This is a genomic window from Bacillus fungorum (genome assembly GCF_002746455.1).
GTDB classification, from domain to species: Bacteria; Bacillota; Bacilli; order Bacillales; family Bacillaceae_G; genus Bacillus_A; species Bacillus_A fungorum.
This window is the reverse complement of sequence record NZ_NWUW01000004.1, coordinates 244,718-262,257: the sequence shown is the minus strand read 5'-3', so window position 1 is coordinate 262,257 and position 17,540 is coordinate 244,718. Positions and strand designations below refer to the sequence as shown.

General features: G+C 34.4%; 21 protein-coding genes and 1 riboswitch. Of the genes, 6 read left to right on the top strand and 15 right to left on the bottom strand.

Annotated features, from left to right (window positions below; all coding sequences use genetic code 11):
* Positions 1 to 29: 29 nt before the first annotated feature.
* The gene (locus CO726_RS08075) at positions 30 to 608 is read right to left on the bottom strand and encodes a YdcF family protein (RefSeq protein WP_099683901.1); all 579 of its coding nucleotides are present in this window, start codon (positions 606 to 608) and stop codon (positions 30 to 32) included.
* A 160-nt stretch (positions 609 to 768) separates the two neighbouring features.
* Between CO726_RS08075 and CO726_RS08070 the strand changes: the two genes are divergently transcribed.
* The gene (locus CO726_RS08070; protein WP_098759448.1) at positions 769 to 1,434 is read left to right on the top strand and encodes a DUF421 domain-containing protein; all 666 of its coding nucleotides are present in this window, start codon (positions 769 to 771) and stop codon (positions 1,432 to 1,434) included.
* 35 nt (positions 1,435 to 1,469) lie between these two features.
* Here the strand turns inward: CO726_RS08070 and CO726_RS08065 are convergent, their stop codons facing one another.
* The 3 genes from CO726_RS08065 to CO726_RS08055 form a co-directional block, all read right to left on the bottom strand.
* The gene (locus tag CO726_RS08065; protein ID WP_099683900.1) at positions 1,470 to 2,825 is read right to left on the bottom strand and encodes an MATE family efflux transporter; all 1,356 of its coding nucleotides are present in this window, start codon (positions 2,823 to 2,825) and stop codon (positions 1,470 to 1,472) included.
* A 138-nt stretch (positions 2,826 to 2,963) separates the two neighbouring features.
* The gene (locus CO726_RS08060) at positions 2,964 to 3,794 is read right to left on the bottom strand and encodes a MerR family transcriptional regulator (protein ID WP_099683899.1); all 831 of its coding nucleotides are present in this window, start codon (positions 3,792 to 3,794) and stop codon (positions 2,964 to 2,966) included.
* Positions 3,795 to 3,890: 96 nt separating this feature from the next.
* Complete coding sequence (locus tag CO726_RS08055; protein WP_099683898.1) at positions 3,891 to 5,564, bottom strand: ribonuclease J; 1,674 nt, start codon at positions 5,562 to 5,564, stop codon at positions 3,891 to 3,893.
* 322 nt (positions 5,565 to 5,886) lie between these two features.
* Here CO726_RS08055 and CO726_RS08050 point away from each other — a divergent pair, with 322 nt between their 5' ends.
* Positions 5,887 to 7,050 carry a cation:proton antiporter gene (locus CO726_RS08050; protein ID WP_060630255.1) on the top strand — a complete coding sequence of 388 codons (1,164 nt, stop codon included), beginning with the start codon at positions 5,887 to 5,889 and terminating at the stop codon, positions 7,048 to 7,050.
* Between the two features lie 62 nt (positions 7,051 to 7,112).
* Here CO726_RS08050 and CO726_RS08045 read toward each other — a convergent pair whose 3' ends face one another.
* From CO726_RS08045 to CO726_RS08010, 8 genes are all read right to left on the bottom strand, one after another.
* Positions 7,113 to 7,391: a DUF3986 family protein gene (locus tag CO726_RS08045; RefSeq protein ID WP_099683897.1), complete on the bottom strand. Its 279-nt coding sequence runs from the start codon at positions 7,389 to 7,391 to the stop codon at positions 7,113 to 7,115.
* Positions 7,392 to 7,472: 81 nt separating this feature from the next.
* Positions 7,473 to 8,822, bottom strand: coding sequence for an aspartate aminotransferase family protein (locus CO726_RS08040; RefSeq protein WP_136699467.1), 1,350 nt, complete (start codon positions 8,820 to 8,822; stop codon positions 7,473 to 7,475).
* Positions 8,823 to 9,001: 179 nt separating this feature from the next.
* Positions 9,002 to 10,552, bottom strand: a complete 1,551-nt coding sequence (locus CO726_RS08035) for a solute symporter family protein (protein ID WP_220389084.1) — start codon at positions 10,550 to 10,552, stop codon at positions 9,002 to 9,004.
* A 2-nt stretch (positions 10,553 to 10,554) separates the two neighbouring features.
* Positions 10,555 to 10,896 carry a DUF485 domain-containing protein gene (locus CO726_RS08030; protein ID WP_099683895.1) on the bottom strand — a complete coding sequence of 114 codons (342 nt, stop codon included), beginning with the start codon at positions 10,894 to 10,896 and terminating at the stop codon, positions 10,555 to 10,557.
* 248 nt (positions 10,897 to 11,144) lie between these two features.
* Complete coding sequence (locus tag CO726_RS08025) at positions 11,145 to 11,774, bottom strand: sterol desaturase family protein (protein ID WP_098759454.1); 630 nt, start codon at positions 11,772 to 11,774, stop codon at positions 11,145 to 11,147.
* An 83-nt stretch (positions 11,775 to 11,857) separates the two neighbouring features.
* The gene (locus CO726_RS08020) at positions 11,858 to 12,151 is read right to left on the bottom strand and encodes a cytoplasmic protein (RefSeq protein ID WP_098759455.1); all 294 of its coding nucleotides are present in this window, start codon (positions 12,149 to 12,151) and stop codon (positions 11,858 to 11,860) included.
* Positions 12,152 to 12,170: 19 nt separating this feature from the next.
* Entirely contained in the window at positions 12,171 to 12,803 is a 633-nt protein-coding gene (locus CO726_RS08015) for a LysE family transporter (RefSeq protein ID WP_098759456.1), read from the bottom strand.
* Between the two features lie 138 nt (positions 12,804 to 12,941).
* Positions 12,942 to 13,670 carry a YqcI/YcgG family protein gene (locus tag CO726_RS08010; protein WP_099683894.1) on the bottom strand — a complete coding sequence of 243 codons (729 nt, stop codon included), beginning with the start codon at positions 13,668 to 13,670 and terminating at the stop codon, positions 12,942 to 12,944.
* Between the two features lie 262 nt (positions 13,671 to 13,932).
* On the opposite strand from CO726_RS08010, the gene cspB reads away from it, so the two are divergent.
* On the top strand, positions 13,933 to 14,130 hold the full coding sequence (cspB, locus tag CO726_RS08005) for a cold shock-like protein CspB (RefSeq protein ID WP_001161731.1): 198 nt from the start codon (positions 13,933 to 13,935) through the stop codon (positions 14,128 to 14,130).
* 119 nt (positions 14,131 to 14,249) lie between these two features.
* Positions 14,250 to 14,498, top strand: a complete 249-nt coding sequence (locus CO726_RS08000; RefSeq protein ID WP_098759458.1) for a DUF2564 family protein — start codon at positions 14,250 to 14,252, stop codon at positions 14,496 to 14,498.
* A gap of 33 nt (positions 14,499 to 14,531) precedes the next feature.
* Here the strand turns inward: CO726_RS08000 and CO726_RS07995 are convergent, their stop codons facing one another.
* The 3 genes from CO726_RS07995 to CO726_RS07985 all read right to left on the bottom strand — a co-directional run bounded on the left by CO726_RS07995 (position 14,532) and on the right by CO726_RS07985 (position 16,020).
* Positions 14,532 to 14,708, bottom strand: a complete 177-nt coding sequence (locus CO726_RS07995; RefSeq protein WP_099683893.1) for a zinc-finger domain-containing protein — start codon at positions 14,706 to 14,708, stop codon at positions 14,532 to 14,534.
* A gap of 12 nt (positions 14,709 to 14,720) precedes the next feature.
* Positions 14,721 to 15,380, bottom strand: coding sequence for a ribonuclease H family protein (locus tag CO726_RS07990; RefSeq protein ID WP_099683892.1), 660 nt, complete (start codon positions 15,378 to 15,380; stop codon positions 14,721 to 14,723).
* 154 nt (positions 15,381 to 15,534) lie between these two features.
* Positions 15,535 to 16,020 (bottom strand): QueT transporter family protein, encoded by a 486-nt coding sequence (locus CO726_RS07985; RefSeq protein WP_099683891.1) that lies wholly within the window; start codon positions 16,018 to 16,020, stop codon positions 15,535 to 15,537.
* A gap of 6 nt (positions 16,021 to 16,026) precedes the next feature.
* Positions 16,027 to 16,071: riboswitch (PreQ1 riboswitch) on the bottom strand.
* Positions 16,072 to 16,203: 132 nt separating this feature from the next.
* Here CO726_RS07985 and CO726_RS07980 point away from each other — a divergent pair.
* Together CO726_RS07980 and CO726_RS07975 are read left to right on the top strand one after the other, a co-directional pair.
* Entirely contained in the window at positions 16,204 to 17,076 is an 873-nt protein-coding gene (locus CO726_RS07980; protein ID WP_099683890.1) for an aldose 1-epimerase family protein, read from the top strand.
* Positions 17,077 to 17,146: 70 nt separating this feature from the next.
* Positions 17,147 to 17,533 (top strand): reverse transcriptase-like protein, encoded by a 387-nt coding sequence (locus CO726_RS07975; protein WP_000573873.1) that lies wholly within the window; start codon positions 17,147 to 17,149, stop codon positions 17,531 to 17,533.
* The last annotated feature ends 7 nt before the right edge of the window (positions 17,534 to 17,540 follow it).

Below are 17,540 nucleotides of genomic sequence, written 5' to 3'. Positions count from 1 at the left end.
GCCTAGAATGCTAGGCGGGATCACTTTCACTATATTCGATTCATAAACCAATATTGCGTAATGGCTAAATACTCTCGTATATTCGATGGAATGACAATTCGCTTCGGTGTTTCGGCCGGAAGACCTTCTAATTGTAAACCTTGTTTTGCTGCTATTTTTTTCGCTCTAAACATATGGAAATCGTTTGTTACGATCATTCCTTTTTCCATATTGTCCGGAATTAACGGTTTTGAGAATGCAATGTTCTCATCTGTACTCGTTGACTTATCTTCCATTATAATACGATCTTCTGCAATTTTTAGTTTCATTAATCCGTTTTTCATTGCTAATGCTTCTGAAATATCTTCTCCTTTTCCTTTCCCTCCAGACACAATAGCAATTGTTTTCTCATGTGATTGTAAATACTCAGCTGCTTTATCAATACGATATTGCAATGAGTACGATGGTTTCGTTCCGTTTACTTTCGATCCTAATACAATTATATAATCCGCATCGTAGATGGCATTCATATGCCCATGCTTATAAATGTTATATTGTAAAAATCCCGCATAAACGGCGCAAATCATTATAATTGCTATAATATACTTAATTATTTTCTTCTTTTTCATATCCATATACTCCTATGCCTTTTGCTTCTTTCATCATAATATCCATTTATTTGTTTGTATACAGACAAATTCCAAATCATCCTAATTTATCCTCTAAAAAGTAATATTTATATTCCTTTTGGGAACAGTAAGTACAACTTTGCACGAAGGAGTGTCCCTATTGCTTCTCTTTTTATGTAACGTATCGTTCTTTTTTATCTTATTTTTACTGTCACTTAAGATGCTCGGTAAATCTGCTTTAGCACAACTAACTCCTCATGATTTTGGTGCTATTATCTTTTTATCTTATTTAGCTTTTCAAGCCATACCAGTCTCTGGTGCTTTGCAAGCTTTTCTCGGTATGGTCGTTATTACATGTTTACATTTACTTCTTACAAAATTAAGCTTACTAAACAAACTAAATCGTTTTATTCTCGGACACCCTATTATTTTAATTAAACATGGTGATATTATTTTTGAGAACTTACAAAAAAGTAGATATCCAATTGCTGAACTACTTTCTAACCTTCGCGTTGCAGGATACCCAAGTGTTCATGAAATTGAATACGCTATTTTAGAAGCAAATGGAGCCATTAGCATTTTACCAAAGCGTGAACTTATACCATTAACTCCAAAAGATTTGAACATAGATGTTAAGTATGCCGGCTTACCAATTGCCCTTATCGTTGATTCACAAATTCAATACGATAACTTAAAGTTAATTCATAAGGACGCAAAGTGGTTATATAAAGAGTTAAAAGAAAAAGGAATTACAAATATTAAAAGCGTTGCGTTCGCGTCTGTCCAAGAAACGGATGGATCTTTTGCGATTAGTTTAAAAGAATAGAAAATCCCCTTAATTACTCAAGGGGATTTTCTTCATTATATTACTTCTTTTTCTCCTGCCATGTTTAATGGGACAGGATGTTTCATACGATTCATCGTAAATACGATAATCGCTGTCAACACTTCAGCTACTGGCATAACGAGCCAAATTCCGTTTATCCCAAATAACTTTGGCATAATCCATAACAATGGAATTATAAATAGTAATCCTCGGCTCATTATAATAAGCACTGATTTCTTCGTTTGTCGCACTGATTGGAAGTACTCTCCATACACAATATTATAGCCTAAAAATACGTATTGGATAAAGAACAAACTAATACCTGTTAATGTTAACTCCAATAATTCTGGAGATTGGACATCAAATAGATCAATAATATATTTCCCGAAGAATAATCCGACAATTATTGCAACGCCCCCAAGCACAACTGCAATTTTCACAGCAAACTGCAATCCTTCGCGCAATCTTTCTGATAAATTCGCACCGTAGTGGAAACTAGCAATTGGTTGTAACGCTGCTCCAACGCCGAAGAATAGTAGTAATGTCATCGCATGAATACTATTCACCATCGCATAGGAAGCAACTCCTACTTCTCCTGCATATTGAACGAACGCAATGTTAAAACCGATTGTTACAATTGCAACTGTACTTTCTGCTGTAAAGCTCGGGAAACCTATTATCATAATTTGTTTAATCGTATCCCATTCAAAATGAAATTTCGTCCATTTTAAAATACTATTTTTTCTAAAGAAGTGCGTTAATAATACAAGGAAACCAATCGCTGCCGAAAGAATAGTTGCTGAAGCAGCACCTGTTACGCCCCATCCAAAAATAAAAATAAAGATATAGTCAAGCACTATATTTAATACAGCTGTTACAACTAGACCTGCCATTGCTAAATTAGGATTTCCATCATTTCGTATAAATGTACTTAAAATATTTTCTAAAACGTATATCATTCCAAATGTTAATAATACGTGTAAATAATCTAACGCATACGGTAAAATTACTTCGTTTGCACCGAATACGTATGCTAAATCTTCTATTCTCCATAAGCAAATCCCCGCTAAAACACCTACGATAATGACTGCTACTGTCATGGATTGCGTAAAAATAGACCTTGCTCTTTCTAATTTATTTTCACCTAATGCAATGGAATATAACGTTGCCCCACCCATTCCAATCCATAATGAAATAGAGAAGAAAATTGAAAAGGCTGGAATAGCCACGTTTACTCCCGCTAATCCATTTGCTCCAACTCCCCGACTAATCATTACCGCATCAATTACAATATTAACTGACATTAATACCATCCCGAGAACAGCTGGTATTAAATAAGAAATAAATAAACTTTTAATTGGTTTTCCTCTTAATTTTCCTGTTACTTTCATACTATAATGCTCCTTTTTTCAACTCTCTGTTCACAGTTTAAACCTTCAAGTAACTTGAAGGTCAAGAGAGAATTAAAAAATAGGTAACTGAATTATATTAATGAATATAAATTTGTCATCAGTTCAAAGGTTTTCAGCTTATTTTTTCACTACAGGAATTTGAATTTCTGTTACTTGCTCATCTGGATTTTCTGTTACAGACCAATCAATTAATGCAATCTCAATCGCATCTCCGTCTATTTCATATCCTTCTTGATCAATGTATTTCATTAACCTCTTATATGTTTCATCCGTTTCTTCATATGGCCCGTGGTGATACACACAAGCAAATATACCTTCTTTAATTTCATCTGAACTATGTACTTGAAAAGGCATGTAATCCAAAAGAATAAACACACTGCTATATGCTTGAAACTCCTTTTGCATTAATCCTTTTTTTGCAACAGTTACACCGATATCTCCAGAAAATAAGCTATCATCCATTTGTCTCATATTTTTTTGCAACGAATGGATGTAGTACTCAAACATATCATCTGTCGTATTTGGAGCAACCGCAATTGCTGTAATTTTTCGCCGCGGGATCTCTTTAATTACCATTTGTTCAGCTTTTGCTTTTGTTGCTTCCTTAATTAAATGAATTCTATGCTCCATTTTCGCCAAAGCATACTCAATTTCTCTTTGTTTTTTCAACATCATTTCTTGTTGTTTTTCTAGTAAATTGAGTGCGTATGCTGGATTTCTTTCATCAATATATTTCTTAATTTCCTTTAATGGAATATTTAATTGGCGTAAAAACTTAATCGTATCTAATAGTGAAAATTGATCGATTGTGTAATAGCGATAATTTGTTTGTGGGTCCACAATGGACGGATGAAAAATTCCTTTTTCATCATAATAGCGTAAAGTAGATTCCGCTATATTATGCATTTTTGCCATTTCTCCAATTGTAAAACGTTTGTTTAATAACATCTTTTATTCCCTTCCATTTCTATTTATTTCATTATATGTTCATTCTGCCTTCAAAACAAAAAAGAATTCCCACAAGAGAATTCTTTTTATTCATTATTACACCTCTATAATTATAGGAAGAATCATCGGTTTTCTTTTCGTACTCGTATATATATACTTCCCTAAAGCTTCTCTTACTTCTCTTTTCAAAATACCCCAGCTATTCACTTTCTCTTTCTTTAAATTATTAATCGTAATAACAGCTAATTTATTTAATTCCTTCAAAAATTCTTCTGAATCACGAACATAGACAAATCCACGAGAGATAATATCAGGACCTGAAATTATTTCTCCATCCACTTTATTAAAAGTGATAACTATAACGAGCATTCCATCTTCTGAAAGTTGTTTTCGGTCACGTAATAAGGCATTTCCAACATCACCAATTCCTAATCCATCTACATATATATTTCCTGCCTGTATTTTTCTAGATTGAATTGCCACTTCATTACTTATATCTACAACATCCCCATTACGAACGATAAAGATATTCTCTTTTTCAACACCAATTGATTCTGCTAACAAACTGTGGTGATGTAGCATTCTGAACTCTCCATGAATGGGGATAAAATATTTTGGCTTCATTAATGTGAGCATTAATTTCAATTCTTCTTGATACGCATGACCAGATACATGGACTCCAGTAGAACTACCTGATCCATAAATTACTTTTGCTCCTAAAGCAAATAAATTATCGATAATTCTCGAAACATTACGTTCATTTCCCGGAATAGGAGTCGCAGCTATAACAACCGTATCTTCTGGTAAAACCTCTACTTGTCTATAGTTTCCACTAGCTAAACGCGCTAAAGCTGCCATTGGTTCTCCTTGACTTCCTGTACAAAGTATTGCGACCTGCTTTGAATCTAAATTATTTACCTCATTTGCTTCAATTAACATACCTTCTGGGATATGTAAATACCCTTTCTCTAGAGCAACTTCTACTACATTTACCATACTTCTCCCGAGCAAAGCCAGTTTTCGATTTGTTTTTATACAAGCTTCAACTATTTGCTGAACACGATTTACATTAGAAGCAAAAGTAGAAATAATCACTTTCCTATTTGCTTTCATAAATATTTCCTCTATCCGTTCCCCTACCGACCTTTCTGATGGGGTAAATCCAGGTCGTTCTGCATTTGTACTTTCAGATAATAAAGCCAATACACCTTCACTACCTATTTTAGCCATTTTATGAATATCAGGCTGTTGGTTATTTACTGGTGTTAAATCAAATTTAAAATCACCTGTATGTACTATAGTACCTTCTGGTGTATGAAAAACGATACCGAGACAATCTGGAATACTATGGTTCGTTTTAAAAAAAGTTGTCTTAATAGCACCAAAATCAATTTCTGATTCTGAATGAATAACGATTAATTCTGTATCATCTTGAAGGTTATGTTCCTTTAATTTAATTTCAATTAAACCTAACGTTAACTTCGTCGCATAGATTGGTACGTTTAGTTGTTTTAAAAAATATGGTATTCCGCCAATATGGTCTTCATGTCCATGCGTCACTACTAATCCGCGAATTTTTTCTTTATTTTCTTGCAAGTATGTGACGTCTGGAATTATTAAATCAATTCCTAATAAACTTTCATCTGGAAATTTAGATCCACAGTCAATAACGACAATATCATTTTCAGATTGAATAATATACATATTTTTCCCTATTTCATTTACTCCACCTAAAGCAACAATAGACACGTTGTTTTTTAATGACTTCAAATTATAAACCCTCCCTTTCACAGTTATAACTCGTGAAATAGTATTTAGGCTTTATTATTCGTAATGAAAAAGGACTTCATACTTATAAAAATTCACACGCTACCCTTATACCTATATCCCCTATAACACAGATTCTCTCTAAAAAAACTCCTATTTTTTCATTGATTTTTCATACATTTTATTATATATTAATTACAGGTTCGAATTACGAGTTCAAAAGAACTTGTAATTTGACCCTTTGTTTAATGGGTTTTACATATTTTCATTAGGCAAATTCCGAGAAATCGTATGATAAAAATAAAAATGATGAGGAGAGGATCCGATGGAATTCGAATTTTTCTTTCAAATTGCACTTATTTTATTAAGTACAAAGCTTGCTGGTGATCTTAGTGTTAGATTAGGTCAACCTTCTGTACTAGGTAAATTAATTGTCGGTATCGTTATCGGTCCAGCTGTATTAGGTTGGATTGAAAATTCAGAGCTTCTAACACAATTAAGTAATGTCGGTGTTATTCTTTTAATGTTTATGGCAGGACTTGAAACAGACTTAGAAGAATTAAACGCAAATCGTAATTCTTCTTTAGCTGTTGCACTTGGAGGTATCATTCTTCCATTCGTGGGTGGTTACGTTTCTGGTCTTGTTATGGGAATGGAACAAGGAAATGCTGTATTTTTAGGATTACTTCTATGTGCGACAAGTGTTAGTATTTCCGTACAAACACTTCGTGATTTAGGAAAGATGAAAACACGTGAAAGTACAACTATGCTGGGCGCAGCTGTATTTGATGACATTCTTGTTGTTATTTTATTAGCATTTGCAATGAGCTTCTTAGGTACAGACGATGTTAACTTAACAATGGTTATCTTGAAAAAAGTTGTATTCTTCGCTTCTATTATTTTAATCGGATGGAAAGGTGTTCCTGCGATTATGCGCTGGTTATCACCACTACGCGTATCTGAGTCTATCGTGAGCGCGGCTCTTATCATCTGTTTCTCATTCGCATATTTCGGCGAACTATTAGGAATTGCTGGTATTATCGGTGCTTTCGCAGCTGGTATCGCGATTTCTCAAACGAACTACAAACATGAAGTAGAAAAGAAAGTAGAACCAATCGCTTACGCTATGTTCGTTCCAGTGTTCTTCGTAAGTATCGGTATGAATATTACATTTGATGGTATTGGCAATCAAATTTGGTTCATCCTAGCATTAACAATAATCGCTGTATTAACGAAACTAATCGGATGTGGATTCGGTGCACGAATGACTGGATTTGACGCTAAGTCTTCTGCAATTATCGGTGCTGGAATGGTTTCTCGTGGTGAAGTTGCACTTATCATCGCTGGAACAGGACTTTCTTCAGGTCTACTAGCACAAGATTACTTTACAGCTATCGTTATTGTCGTTATTTTAACTACAATGATTACACCACCAATGTTAAAATACACTTTTGGTGCAAAAGATAAAGCAATGAAAGCAAGTAAATAAGTTTTATATAATAAAAGGAGATTGCTATCTTATAAGGTAGCAATCTCTTTTTTATTTTATCTTTAAACAATCCCGTTCTTTTTTAACCATTTTTCAAAAGTAATTCGTGCTTCTTCATCATCAATATCATTACGAAATGAATACACCATAATGCCATAACCATCTATATATTCACCTAGCTTCATTTCCTCCACTTTCTTATAAAAAGCGCCTGACTCATAGTACGGAATATAAGCATCCCAAACTGGTTCATTTATTCTTTTGTACGCTGTCACTTCCAAATCATATCTATCTTCATAATATCCGATGTGATAATGTTGACTAGAATCATATTTTGTCATAAAATTCCCCTCCCTAAAAAAAATTATCATATTTCACATAATTAATAAAAGCGAGCTGTATATTACAGCTCGCTCGATTCATTAAATGCGTTCCATCGCTGTCTTCAACGTTCCAACAACAAAGGCAATTTCTTCACTCGAAATAACAAGCGGTGGTGCTAATGTTAAGACATTATTATATCCTGCTGTTGTCATACCGTTTCGTCCTATAATTAAACCTTTTTCTTTACAAGCATTTACAACACTTGCAATTTTATCGTTATCAATTGGCTCTTTCGTCTCTTTATCATTTACTAGTTCAATTCCAACTAGTAGACCTTTTCCTCTAATATTCCCAACAAGTGGATGCTCTCCAATTTCTTCTTTTAATTGCTCTAATAAAAGCGAGCCCATTTGTGCAGATCGCTCAATTAAATTTTCATTTTCCATAATCTCTAAGTTTTTAAGTGCTAATGCACAAGCTGCAGGGTTTCCACCAAATGTATTAATATGACGGAACAATTCATATTCTCCCTTCCCTTTAAAAGCTTCATATATTTCTTTTTTCACAGCTGTCGCTGATAATGGTAAGTATGCACTCGTAATCCCTTTTGCCATCGTAATAATATCTGGCTTCACATCATAATTCATGAATCCAAATGCTTTTCCTGTGCGTCCAAAACCGCAAATTACTTCATCGCTAATGAGTAATGCACCATGTTTTTGACACGTTTCATGAATAGCTTTCATATAGTCTTGTGGCGGCATTAAAATGCCTCCGCCCGTAATAATCGGTTCCATAATAAAAGCTGCAATCGTTTCACTTAATTCCCATGTCATAACACGATCTACTTCTTTTACACATTCTACATCATAAATGTTCTCTGTTTCTATTCCAGGCATACGATAACAATCTGGCGGCGTTACATGTAAAAATCCTGAAGCAAATGGCTCATATTGATATCTACGCTGTGCTTGTCCCGTCGCTGCCATCGTTGCCATTGTATTTCCATGATACCCGCGGTAACGTGACATAAATTTATAACGATGTGGTTCACCTTTTTGCGCATAGTATTGCCTTGCTATTTTAAAAGCTGTTTCGTTCGCTTCCGAACCACTATTAGAGAAGAAGATAACATACTCTCCTCCAAGCCACTCATTTAATTTTTCTGCAAGCTTTATAGCCGGTTCATGCGATTGTGACATCGGAAAGTATGATAATGTTTGTAATTGCTTATAAGCCGCCTCTGCGAGCTCTTTTCTTCCATATCCACTATTCACACACCAAAGACCACTCATACCATCTAAATATCTTTTCCCTTGTATATCTTCAACCCAGCACCCTTCTGCTTTTGCCCCTACCATTGTACTATTTGGACTAAAGGGACGCATTCCGTGCCAAACATATTGCTCATCTTTTGCTAATAATTCATCAGTCTGTTTCGTTTTCATCATTTCTTCCACCTTCCATAACAACTTATTTTTCACAAAAGCTGCGCTGGTGCCATGATGATTTAATTTTCTCCCTGCTTATTTTCATTCCACAAAATTAAGACAAAATCCTACTTACAATACAGTAATATTTACAAGAAAAAAAGAGCTTTTCTTATATATCGAAAAGCCCCCTTTTTTTAATGGGAAGATGCCTCGCTAATACCATGACCAGTATTAGATTTCACAAGAATTTCATCAAATTTTGCTGCATCTTCTTTCTTACTAGAGAAAACAGTTCCTAAATAGGCTGCAAGGAATCCAAGCGGAATTGAAATGATTCCAGGTGTCGTATATGGGAATATCGCTTCCCCAACAAATATAGCTTTTCCAGCTACAGGGTTCCAAACATTTGGACTTAACGCTACGAGAACAATGGCTGATACAAGACCAACAATCATACCCGAAATGGCACCTGTCGTATTGAAGCGTTTCCAATATATTGTGAATAATATAACTGGTAGATTTGCACTCGCTGCAACTGCAAATGCTAATGAAACTAAAAATGCTACATTCAATGTTTGAGCAAATAACGCTAGTATAATGGATAATACCGCTACTCCAATAGACGCATAGCGAGCCATCGACACTTGCTCTTTTTCCGTTGATTTCCCCCTGCGGATAATTTCATTATAAAAATCATGTGCAAATGCTGACGCTGCTGTTAATACAAGTCCTGCCACTACAGCTAAAATCGTTGCAAATGCAATAGCTGATACGAAAGCAAATAAGAAATCTCCACCTAACGCTTTAGCTAATAAAGGTGCTGCCATATTACCAGCAGGGTTTGCTTTAATAATTGCCTCATTTCCTACAAACGCCGCTGCTCCAAACCCTAAGAAAATCGTCATAATATAAAATGCACCAATTAACCACGTAGCGTATACAACAGATTGACGTGCTGTTTTTGCATCACGCACTGTAAAAAAGCGAACAAGAATATGTGGTAATCCTGCAGTACCAAGGACTAGTCCTAAATTTAAAGAAAGCGTATCAAGACCATCTTTGTACTTTACTCCTGGATTTAAAAATGAATCTTTTAATGGTGTAGCTGTTTTCATTTGAGCGAACATTTCAGTCACACTAAAATTAAATTTGGAGAAAACGATAACAGAAATAATAAATGTACCAGCCATAAGTAAAACAGCCTTAACAATTTGTACCCAGCTCGTTGCAGTCATTCCGCCAAAAATAACGTACACTGTCATTAATGTACCAACGATTAAAACTGATGTCGTATATTCGATCCCTAATAACAATTTAATAAGTGCACCCGCCCCAACTAATTGTGCAATCATATAAAAGATCGAAATTGTCATTGTATTAAGCGCTGCAACTCCGCGAACTTTTTTCGCATCAAAACGTGCTGCAATCATATCCGCTAACGTGTACTTCCCTAAATTTCTAAGCGGCTCCGCAACTAAGTATAATACAACTAAATAAGCAACTAAAAAACCTATACTATAAAAGAACCCATCAAACCCAGTTAACGCTATTGCTCCGGCTATACCAAGAAAAGACGCAGCAGACATATAATCTCCCGCAATGGCCAGACCATTTTGCCAACCAGTTAATCCCCCTCCAGCCGTATAAAACTCACTCGCATTTTTCGTTTTTTTCGATGCAAAATAAGTTATGACGAGTGTACCAAGAACGATAATTAAAAATAGTGCAAAAGCGGTTGTATTCAAAGTCAGCCCCTCCCTTTTTGCATGTCTTGCAGAATGTTTTGTGAGATTTTATCAAAGGATTCAGCTTTTTTGCTGTAGATCATACATAATGACCACGTCATGATAAATTGCGCAAAAGCAAATATCCACGCCCACGTAACATCACCAAATGCCGGTGTATTGAGTACCTTTGAATACGATGTTAAAATAGGCAGTGCAATAAAAAAGCTTAAAAAGAAAATACTCATCGGAACAATAAAATTCTTTTTCGTATTTAATAGCAATTGAAATTCTTCTGACTGAACAACCTCTGTATAATTCACCTCATTTTGTAACTTACGTGCTGAAGTATCATCTCGTTTCATTCTCTAATCCCCTCTCTTACTAGAAGTACAATTCCCCCTTGTATACACGAAGACTAAATTTTATAAATATTCAGAAACTTATTTTTTATTTTAGACAATCCATACATTCCTGCAAAGATTTTTCGATAGACATTTTTCGGCATTTTCTCCTAAATTTTTAATATACTTTTTCAACATAAAATTTACGTACTTCCATCCCGTACCAGTCAAACTTTGATGCTCGTTAAAGCAGAATAAAAAAGTAGTGCTTATCGCACCACTTCTGTTTTTTTCTCTTTTTCTAAATTACGAGCTGTTTCGCTTAATTCAACGTCTTTTCCATCTTTAAGCGTTCCAAATATGAAATCAAATACTGGATTTGAGACACCGAACCAAAACTTTTCATTTTTATAATGGTGTAATATGTGCTGTTTTTTGAGCCATCTCCCAAACTTAGTGACGGGACGAATTGGCTTATGTGCAATATAATGTTTCCATTCATAAACGAGAAGCATGATAATCATTCCTATTCCGAATGAAAGCGTCACAGTAATATTTTTTGTTATACCGTATGATATAAGTAAATATATAGTAAAGCTAGGTATGCTAAACCATACAGGTAAAAATAAAAGTTTTAAATCATCTGGATATACGTGATGATCATAATGTAATCTTCTTAACATTTTTAATAAAAATGCATTTTTAGGTGGCTTTAAGTGGAATAAAAATCGATGTGTCATATATTCATTAAGCGTATAAAAAACAATCCCAAACAAACACGCTAACATACCAATCCATGTAAATAATTGCATTTTTAAAATAATGATGAAAATAAATAGAATACTATACATAATAACGATATCATGTTGTAAAAAGAACTCTTTCCCCACTCTCTTCATCTTCCTTCCTCCTTTTCCAAAAAAACAGCCGCAACATATCGTTACGACTATTTCTTTTATTTTCTATTCTTATTCTATTCACTTTACAAATTTGCCTGTTGCTCTATTGCCGAGAAAAAATTGTTCGGTCCAAATATATTTTGCTTTGGAATAATATGTTCCACCGCAAATACGGTTACTTCTCCTCTTTGTACTTCTCCAATAATGAGCCCAAATGCTTCATGATTTACCGCAAACGTCGGTTGCTTTGTTTGTAGTAATCTTGCTGCATTATGAAATACCGCTTCATATAGTGGATTCCTATCAGTAATTTCTTTTCGGATTTTTGGCGCTAACGTAATAATAATTTCTTTTCCATCAATAGTGGTTCGATACATAAAAATCTCCCCTTCAATCTTATGTGAACAACTGTAAAGCTTTGTATGCAAAATGGATAGAATATCCTACTAAAATAATTCCTGCTCCGGCTGTTATATAGCCCAGTGTTTTTTGCTTTAATAAAGTTCTGCCAAAATGGACAGAAAAAGCAATATTTAAATTCCATAAAATAATACCAACGATAATACAAAGACTGTACAAAAAAGCTTCTTGTTTCGTTACCTTCGTAAGCAATGAGCTAAGTGTACTTCCATATATACCAAACCAAAAAACAAGATTTAATGGATTGGATATCGCAATTAAAAAACCTGCCATAAACGATTGTTTAAGGCCACCTACCTCTTCTTTTTTATATTCCATATTCGAGTGGGAAATTCCTTGTTTTACACTTTGAAATCCTAAATAAAATAATAAGAAAAACCCTGTGCAATACATAAAAGCTTGTACATATGTATACATAAAAACAGACGATAAACCGAAATAGATGAGAAGCATAAACAAAATATCTGCAGTCATTCCACCAATTCCAACAACCCACGCATGCCAAAAACCTCGTTCAATTCCTCGTTTTAACATTTCAATATTAATCGGACCTACTGGCGCAGCTAATGAAATACCTAATACAATTTGTTGTATAATCGCTCCAAACATCACTCTATCCTTTCTACTTCCTTTACTATTAAGTAATGATGTAATGATTAAAAATAGACTAGCTTTCATGAAAATATGTACTACTAAAATACCCTTTTTTATCCAAAATATGCAAAAGAGCCATCCAAATGATGACTCTTACTTTTCTATCTTATGAAGAAAAGGACATTTTCCTTTTAGGGGTTCTACATCGTCTCCTATAAAATATTGTTTCCATTCCCGATGATCCGAGTCACCATAATGACTAATGTTAGGGTGTTTCGGCAGCTGATCCCACTTTTCAACTCGTTCACGAACCGTTTGTCTTGAATATGCTCCTTTAGGGCGATCCCCTTCTAATCCATCAAAGATAGTGCGTGGCTGAAATCCAATAACGAGAGAATTTCCTAAATGTCTAGTTTTTCGTTGTTTATAAGCTGGAGCATTTCCAAATGCGAATATCGGTTCACCGCCAAATGAAAATTCCCATAAGTAGTGGTCTGGGTCTTCAGGAATTTGCTTCGGCCATGTTTGATCATCGTTTTCGTGTAAATATTGTAGTACTTTCCAAAAGTAATCACGATAATATTCCAGTGATTGTTCCTCACATTCCGGTTCTACAAAAAGAAAAAAGCCTCTTCTTACAATTGGACGCTCTTTCATTAACTCTAAAAAAGATAACATTGTATGCGGCAAATGACTCCAATCATTATGAGAAAGAAACGAATAACGAAGTTCATTCTTTTTCAAAGCTGTTAAACCGAAATAACACGGGAAAGTTGGTTCTAGTACGACACTCGAAAAATTTTGAAATTCTTTTGCAACCCAATTTGGTATGTCAGTTCTCGTTTTCATTCCTTCATTATCTAATAAATAAGATTCATTCATTCTTTCACCTCATTATGTATAGCATTCAATTAAGAATATTACATACTCGGCCTGTCCTATACCTATATAAAAATTCGGCTGAAAAATTATTTAAAAATACAAAAAAATAAAATCGCTTACTTGACTAATTTCTACCAATTCGTGTATATTTAAATTAATCATTTAGCAGAATATTCAAGAATATAGCATTTTTAGTTTATATTGTTTTTTAAATGAATTTCACTAAATGAAAATAGTAAACGTTTTTAGGAGGAATTGTAACATGCAAGGAAAAGTAAAATGGTTTAACAACGAAAAAGGTTTTGGATTTATCGAAATGGAAGGCGCTGACGATGTATTCGTACACTTCTCTGCTATTCAAGGTGACGGCTACAAAGCTTTAGAAGAAGGTCAAGAAGTATCTTTCGATATCACTGAAGGAAACCGCGGACCTCAAGCTGCTAACGTAGTAAAACTTTAATCCAACATATAACAGGAGGTTACCTTACTTGGTAACCTCCTTTGTTATTCCTTTGTATATTTCCGTTTTACAGAGCAAAAACTATGTGAAATGTGCAATATACAAAGGAGGCAATAACAATGGGATCAGAAGTAAATGATTTTGAAGAAGTGAAATTCCGTGTAGAAACGGCACAAAAGATGGTGGGTTCAGCAACAATCTCAATGGATCCAGACACTTTAGAGCATGCCGCAACTGCTGTAGAAGCAGCTCGTTCTCAGCTTGAAATTATGAAATCTGTTGCGGTAGATTTAGATGAGCCATTTCTAATGAATGAAGAAAAGAAATTAAGCAAATGCGAGCAGCAATTAAACGAAGCAAAACACTAAAAAACATCCAGAGAATTTTCTCTGGATGTTTTTTCATGACAACTGTTCCCCATACTTTTTCAATGTTTCTCCAACTGTACATTGCCTAATACAAAAAGAATGCGCATAATACTTACTATTTGTCTTTCGATTATGTTCTCGCAAAAAACATCCTTCGCAATATGTTTCTAATAACTCATTTACCTCTGTAATGAGTTGCTTTTTATCCATCTTTGCACCTCTCTATTCGGTTATTTCTTTATGACTATCAATGGCTGTCCCTTCTAATGCCTGCGCGGCTAATTGATGCGCTTCTTTATTTTGTTTTCTAGATATCGGCTCACATACAAGTTTTAATTTCATTTGCTTTGCTTTTTGTTCAATTTGATCTAAATAATGATTTAAATGCTCATCATAGCAAGGCCATTCTCCAGCCAATTGCTGCAGTACAACTTGAGAATCACCACGAAGTGTAACAGCTTCATACTTAATCCCTAATTCCTCGAGTATATTCATACCGTATAATAATGATGCATATTCCGCTTCATTATTATCATATATACCTTCTATATATGCATTACGGCGAATTCGGTAGTTTGTATTTCCTTTTTTATAGTACACACATATACCAACGCCAGCCTCTTTCGTTTGCACATCATATCCCCCATCAAAATAAACGAGTATTTCTTGGGGTTCTTCCTCTACTTGCTTACTTAACTTTTTCATCTCTTTTAATGACCATTCTGTATCCATTTCATCATAAAATGAAAATTCTTTTACTCTTCCTGTTTTCTCAAAATCCTCTGCAAATTGCAGTACTTCTTCTATGTTCATATAATCTGTCGTTAATTCTGTCTGCAATCCGCGCTTCGTTTTATACAACCAATGAATTTTATATTTCATACTAGATTCCCCTTATATAAGAATTCTTATATGTATCCGGCTAATTGAAGCCTCATTTTATTTTATTATATTTTATCAAGAGTCACAGTATTATATTCAATATAATCACATACAAAAAGAGCCATCCTAATATAAGGAATGGCTCTTTCATCTATTACATAAATCTTTCAAATTGTACTCGTTTATTAATCCAATACATTACAGGCATACCAATTGCCATGACAACAAATTCACCGACTGCACATGTTAACCAAGACAACATAAATGGTAAATCCAATGCAAGATGAAGTTCAATTGCAATCATAAACATTGTAATTGTAAAAATAACTGTATTAAAAATCATACGAGCCCAAACACCTTTAATAAACCGCATAGAAATAATCGTTGCAACTAATGCAAAGATAGATTGCCCTACTCCAAATACTAAATCGTAAGCGATCATAGGTGAGAAAAAGAGATTTGTTAAAAATACACCTAATACAATTCCGTAAATTGCTTTCTTATTAAATACAACAAGATGATTAAACATCTCTGAAATACGAAACTGTACATTCGTAAAGCCAAATGGCTGAATAAGCATAGAAACAGCAATATATAATGCCGCTAAAATACCATTACCGACTAATGTTCTAATATTCATGACAAAATCTCCTTAGTTTTTTTACGTGGGATGGTTTCGAACCACGTTATTCGTTTTTTAAGCAACAAGATTATATTGTACGCAATAGACACTCTTTCGTCAATAGATTTCTATCATGAACTACCTTTTTTCTTTTGGACAACGTATAATAAAACATATGAAAGTTTTAGGAGGTTTCACTTCATGACAGCAACAATTCAAAATGAAAAAGTGATCGTTTCCATTTCTGACAAAGGTGCGGAATTACAAAGCGTTCGCTTAAAAGAAAATAACACTGAATACTTATGGCAAGGCGATTCTACTTATTGGGGGCGCCGCGCACCAATTTTATTCCCAATTGTCGGCCGATTAGTAGATAATACATACTACGTAGATGGTAAACCATATTCATTAACACAACATGGTTTCGCTCGTGATCTTACATTCTCTGTAAAAGAACAAAGTGAAACGAAAATCACTTATATTGTAACTAGTAATGAAGAAACATTAAAAAAATACCCATACGAATTTGAATTACTCGTTTCTTATGAGCTAGACGGACAAATCGTCCATGTAACATATGAAGTACATAACCCTGCTTCAAAAGAGATGTTCTTCTCAATCGGAGCACATCCTGGTTTCAACTTCCCCTTATTAGAGGGCGAATCATTTACAGATTATCATTTAGCATTTAATGGTTCTGAACGCTTAGAAACAAGCGTATTAGAAGGACCTTATCTTTCAAGTAAAAAACAATTAATCGCTGAAAATACGAATGAATTACCACTTACATACGATTTATTTAAAAATGATGCGCTTATTTTTGAAAATATGAATACGGATGAAATCTCTATTCGTTCTCATAAACATGATAAATTTGTAAAAGTAGAATTTGACGGATTCCCATTTGTCGGCGTATGGACACCAGGTGAGAACGCACCTTTCTTATGTATTGAACCTTGGTACGGAATTGCTGATGAAATAAATCCAGCAAAAGATTTTAAGGAAAAAAAAGGAATTCAATCTTTACAAGCGAATGAAACATTTACATGTCGTTATAGTATTACAATCGGCTAAGTTACTCTATCCCCTACTTCAAAGAAACATATAAGTAGGGGATCATCTTATCATTTGGAGGTTTCACATTTTGATTGAAGTATATATTGATGGTGCATCAAAAGGAAATCCTGGTCCTTCTGGTGCAGGGGTGTTTATTAAAGGGGTGCAACCAGCTGTACAATTATCATTGCCCCTTGGGACAATGTCCAATCATGAAGCAGAGTACCACGCTTTACTGGCGGCATTAAAATATTGCACGGAGCATAATTATAACATTGTCTCATTTCGTACAGATTCGCAACTTGTTGAGCGAGCTGTTGAAAAAGAATACGCAAAAAATAAAATGTTTGCACCACTATTAGAGGAAGCACTGCAGTACATAAAAAGTTTCGATCTCTTTTTTATTAAGTGGATTCCAAGTAGTCAAAATAAAGTCGCTGATGAATTAGCTAGAAAAGCTATCTTACAAAATTAACGGGGGT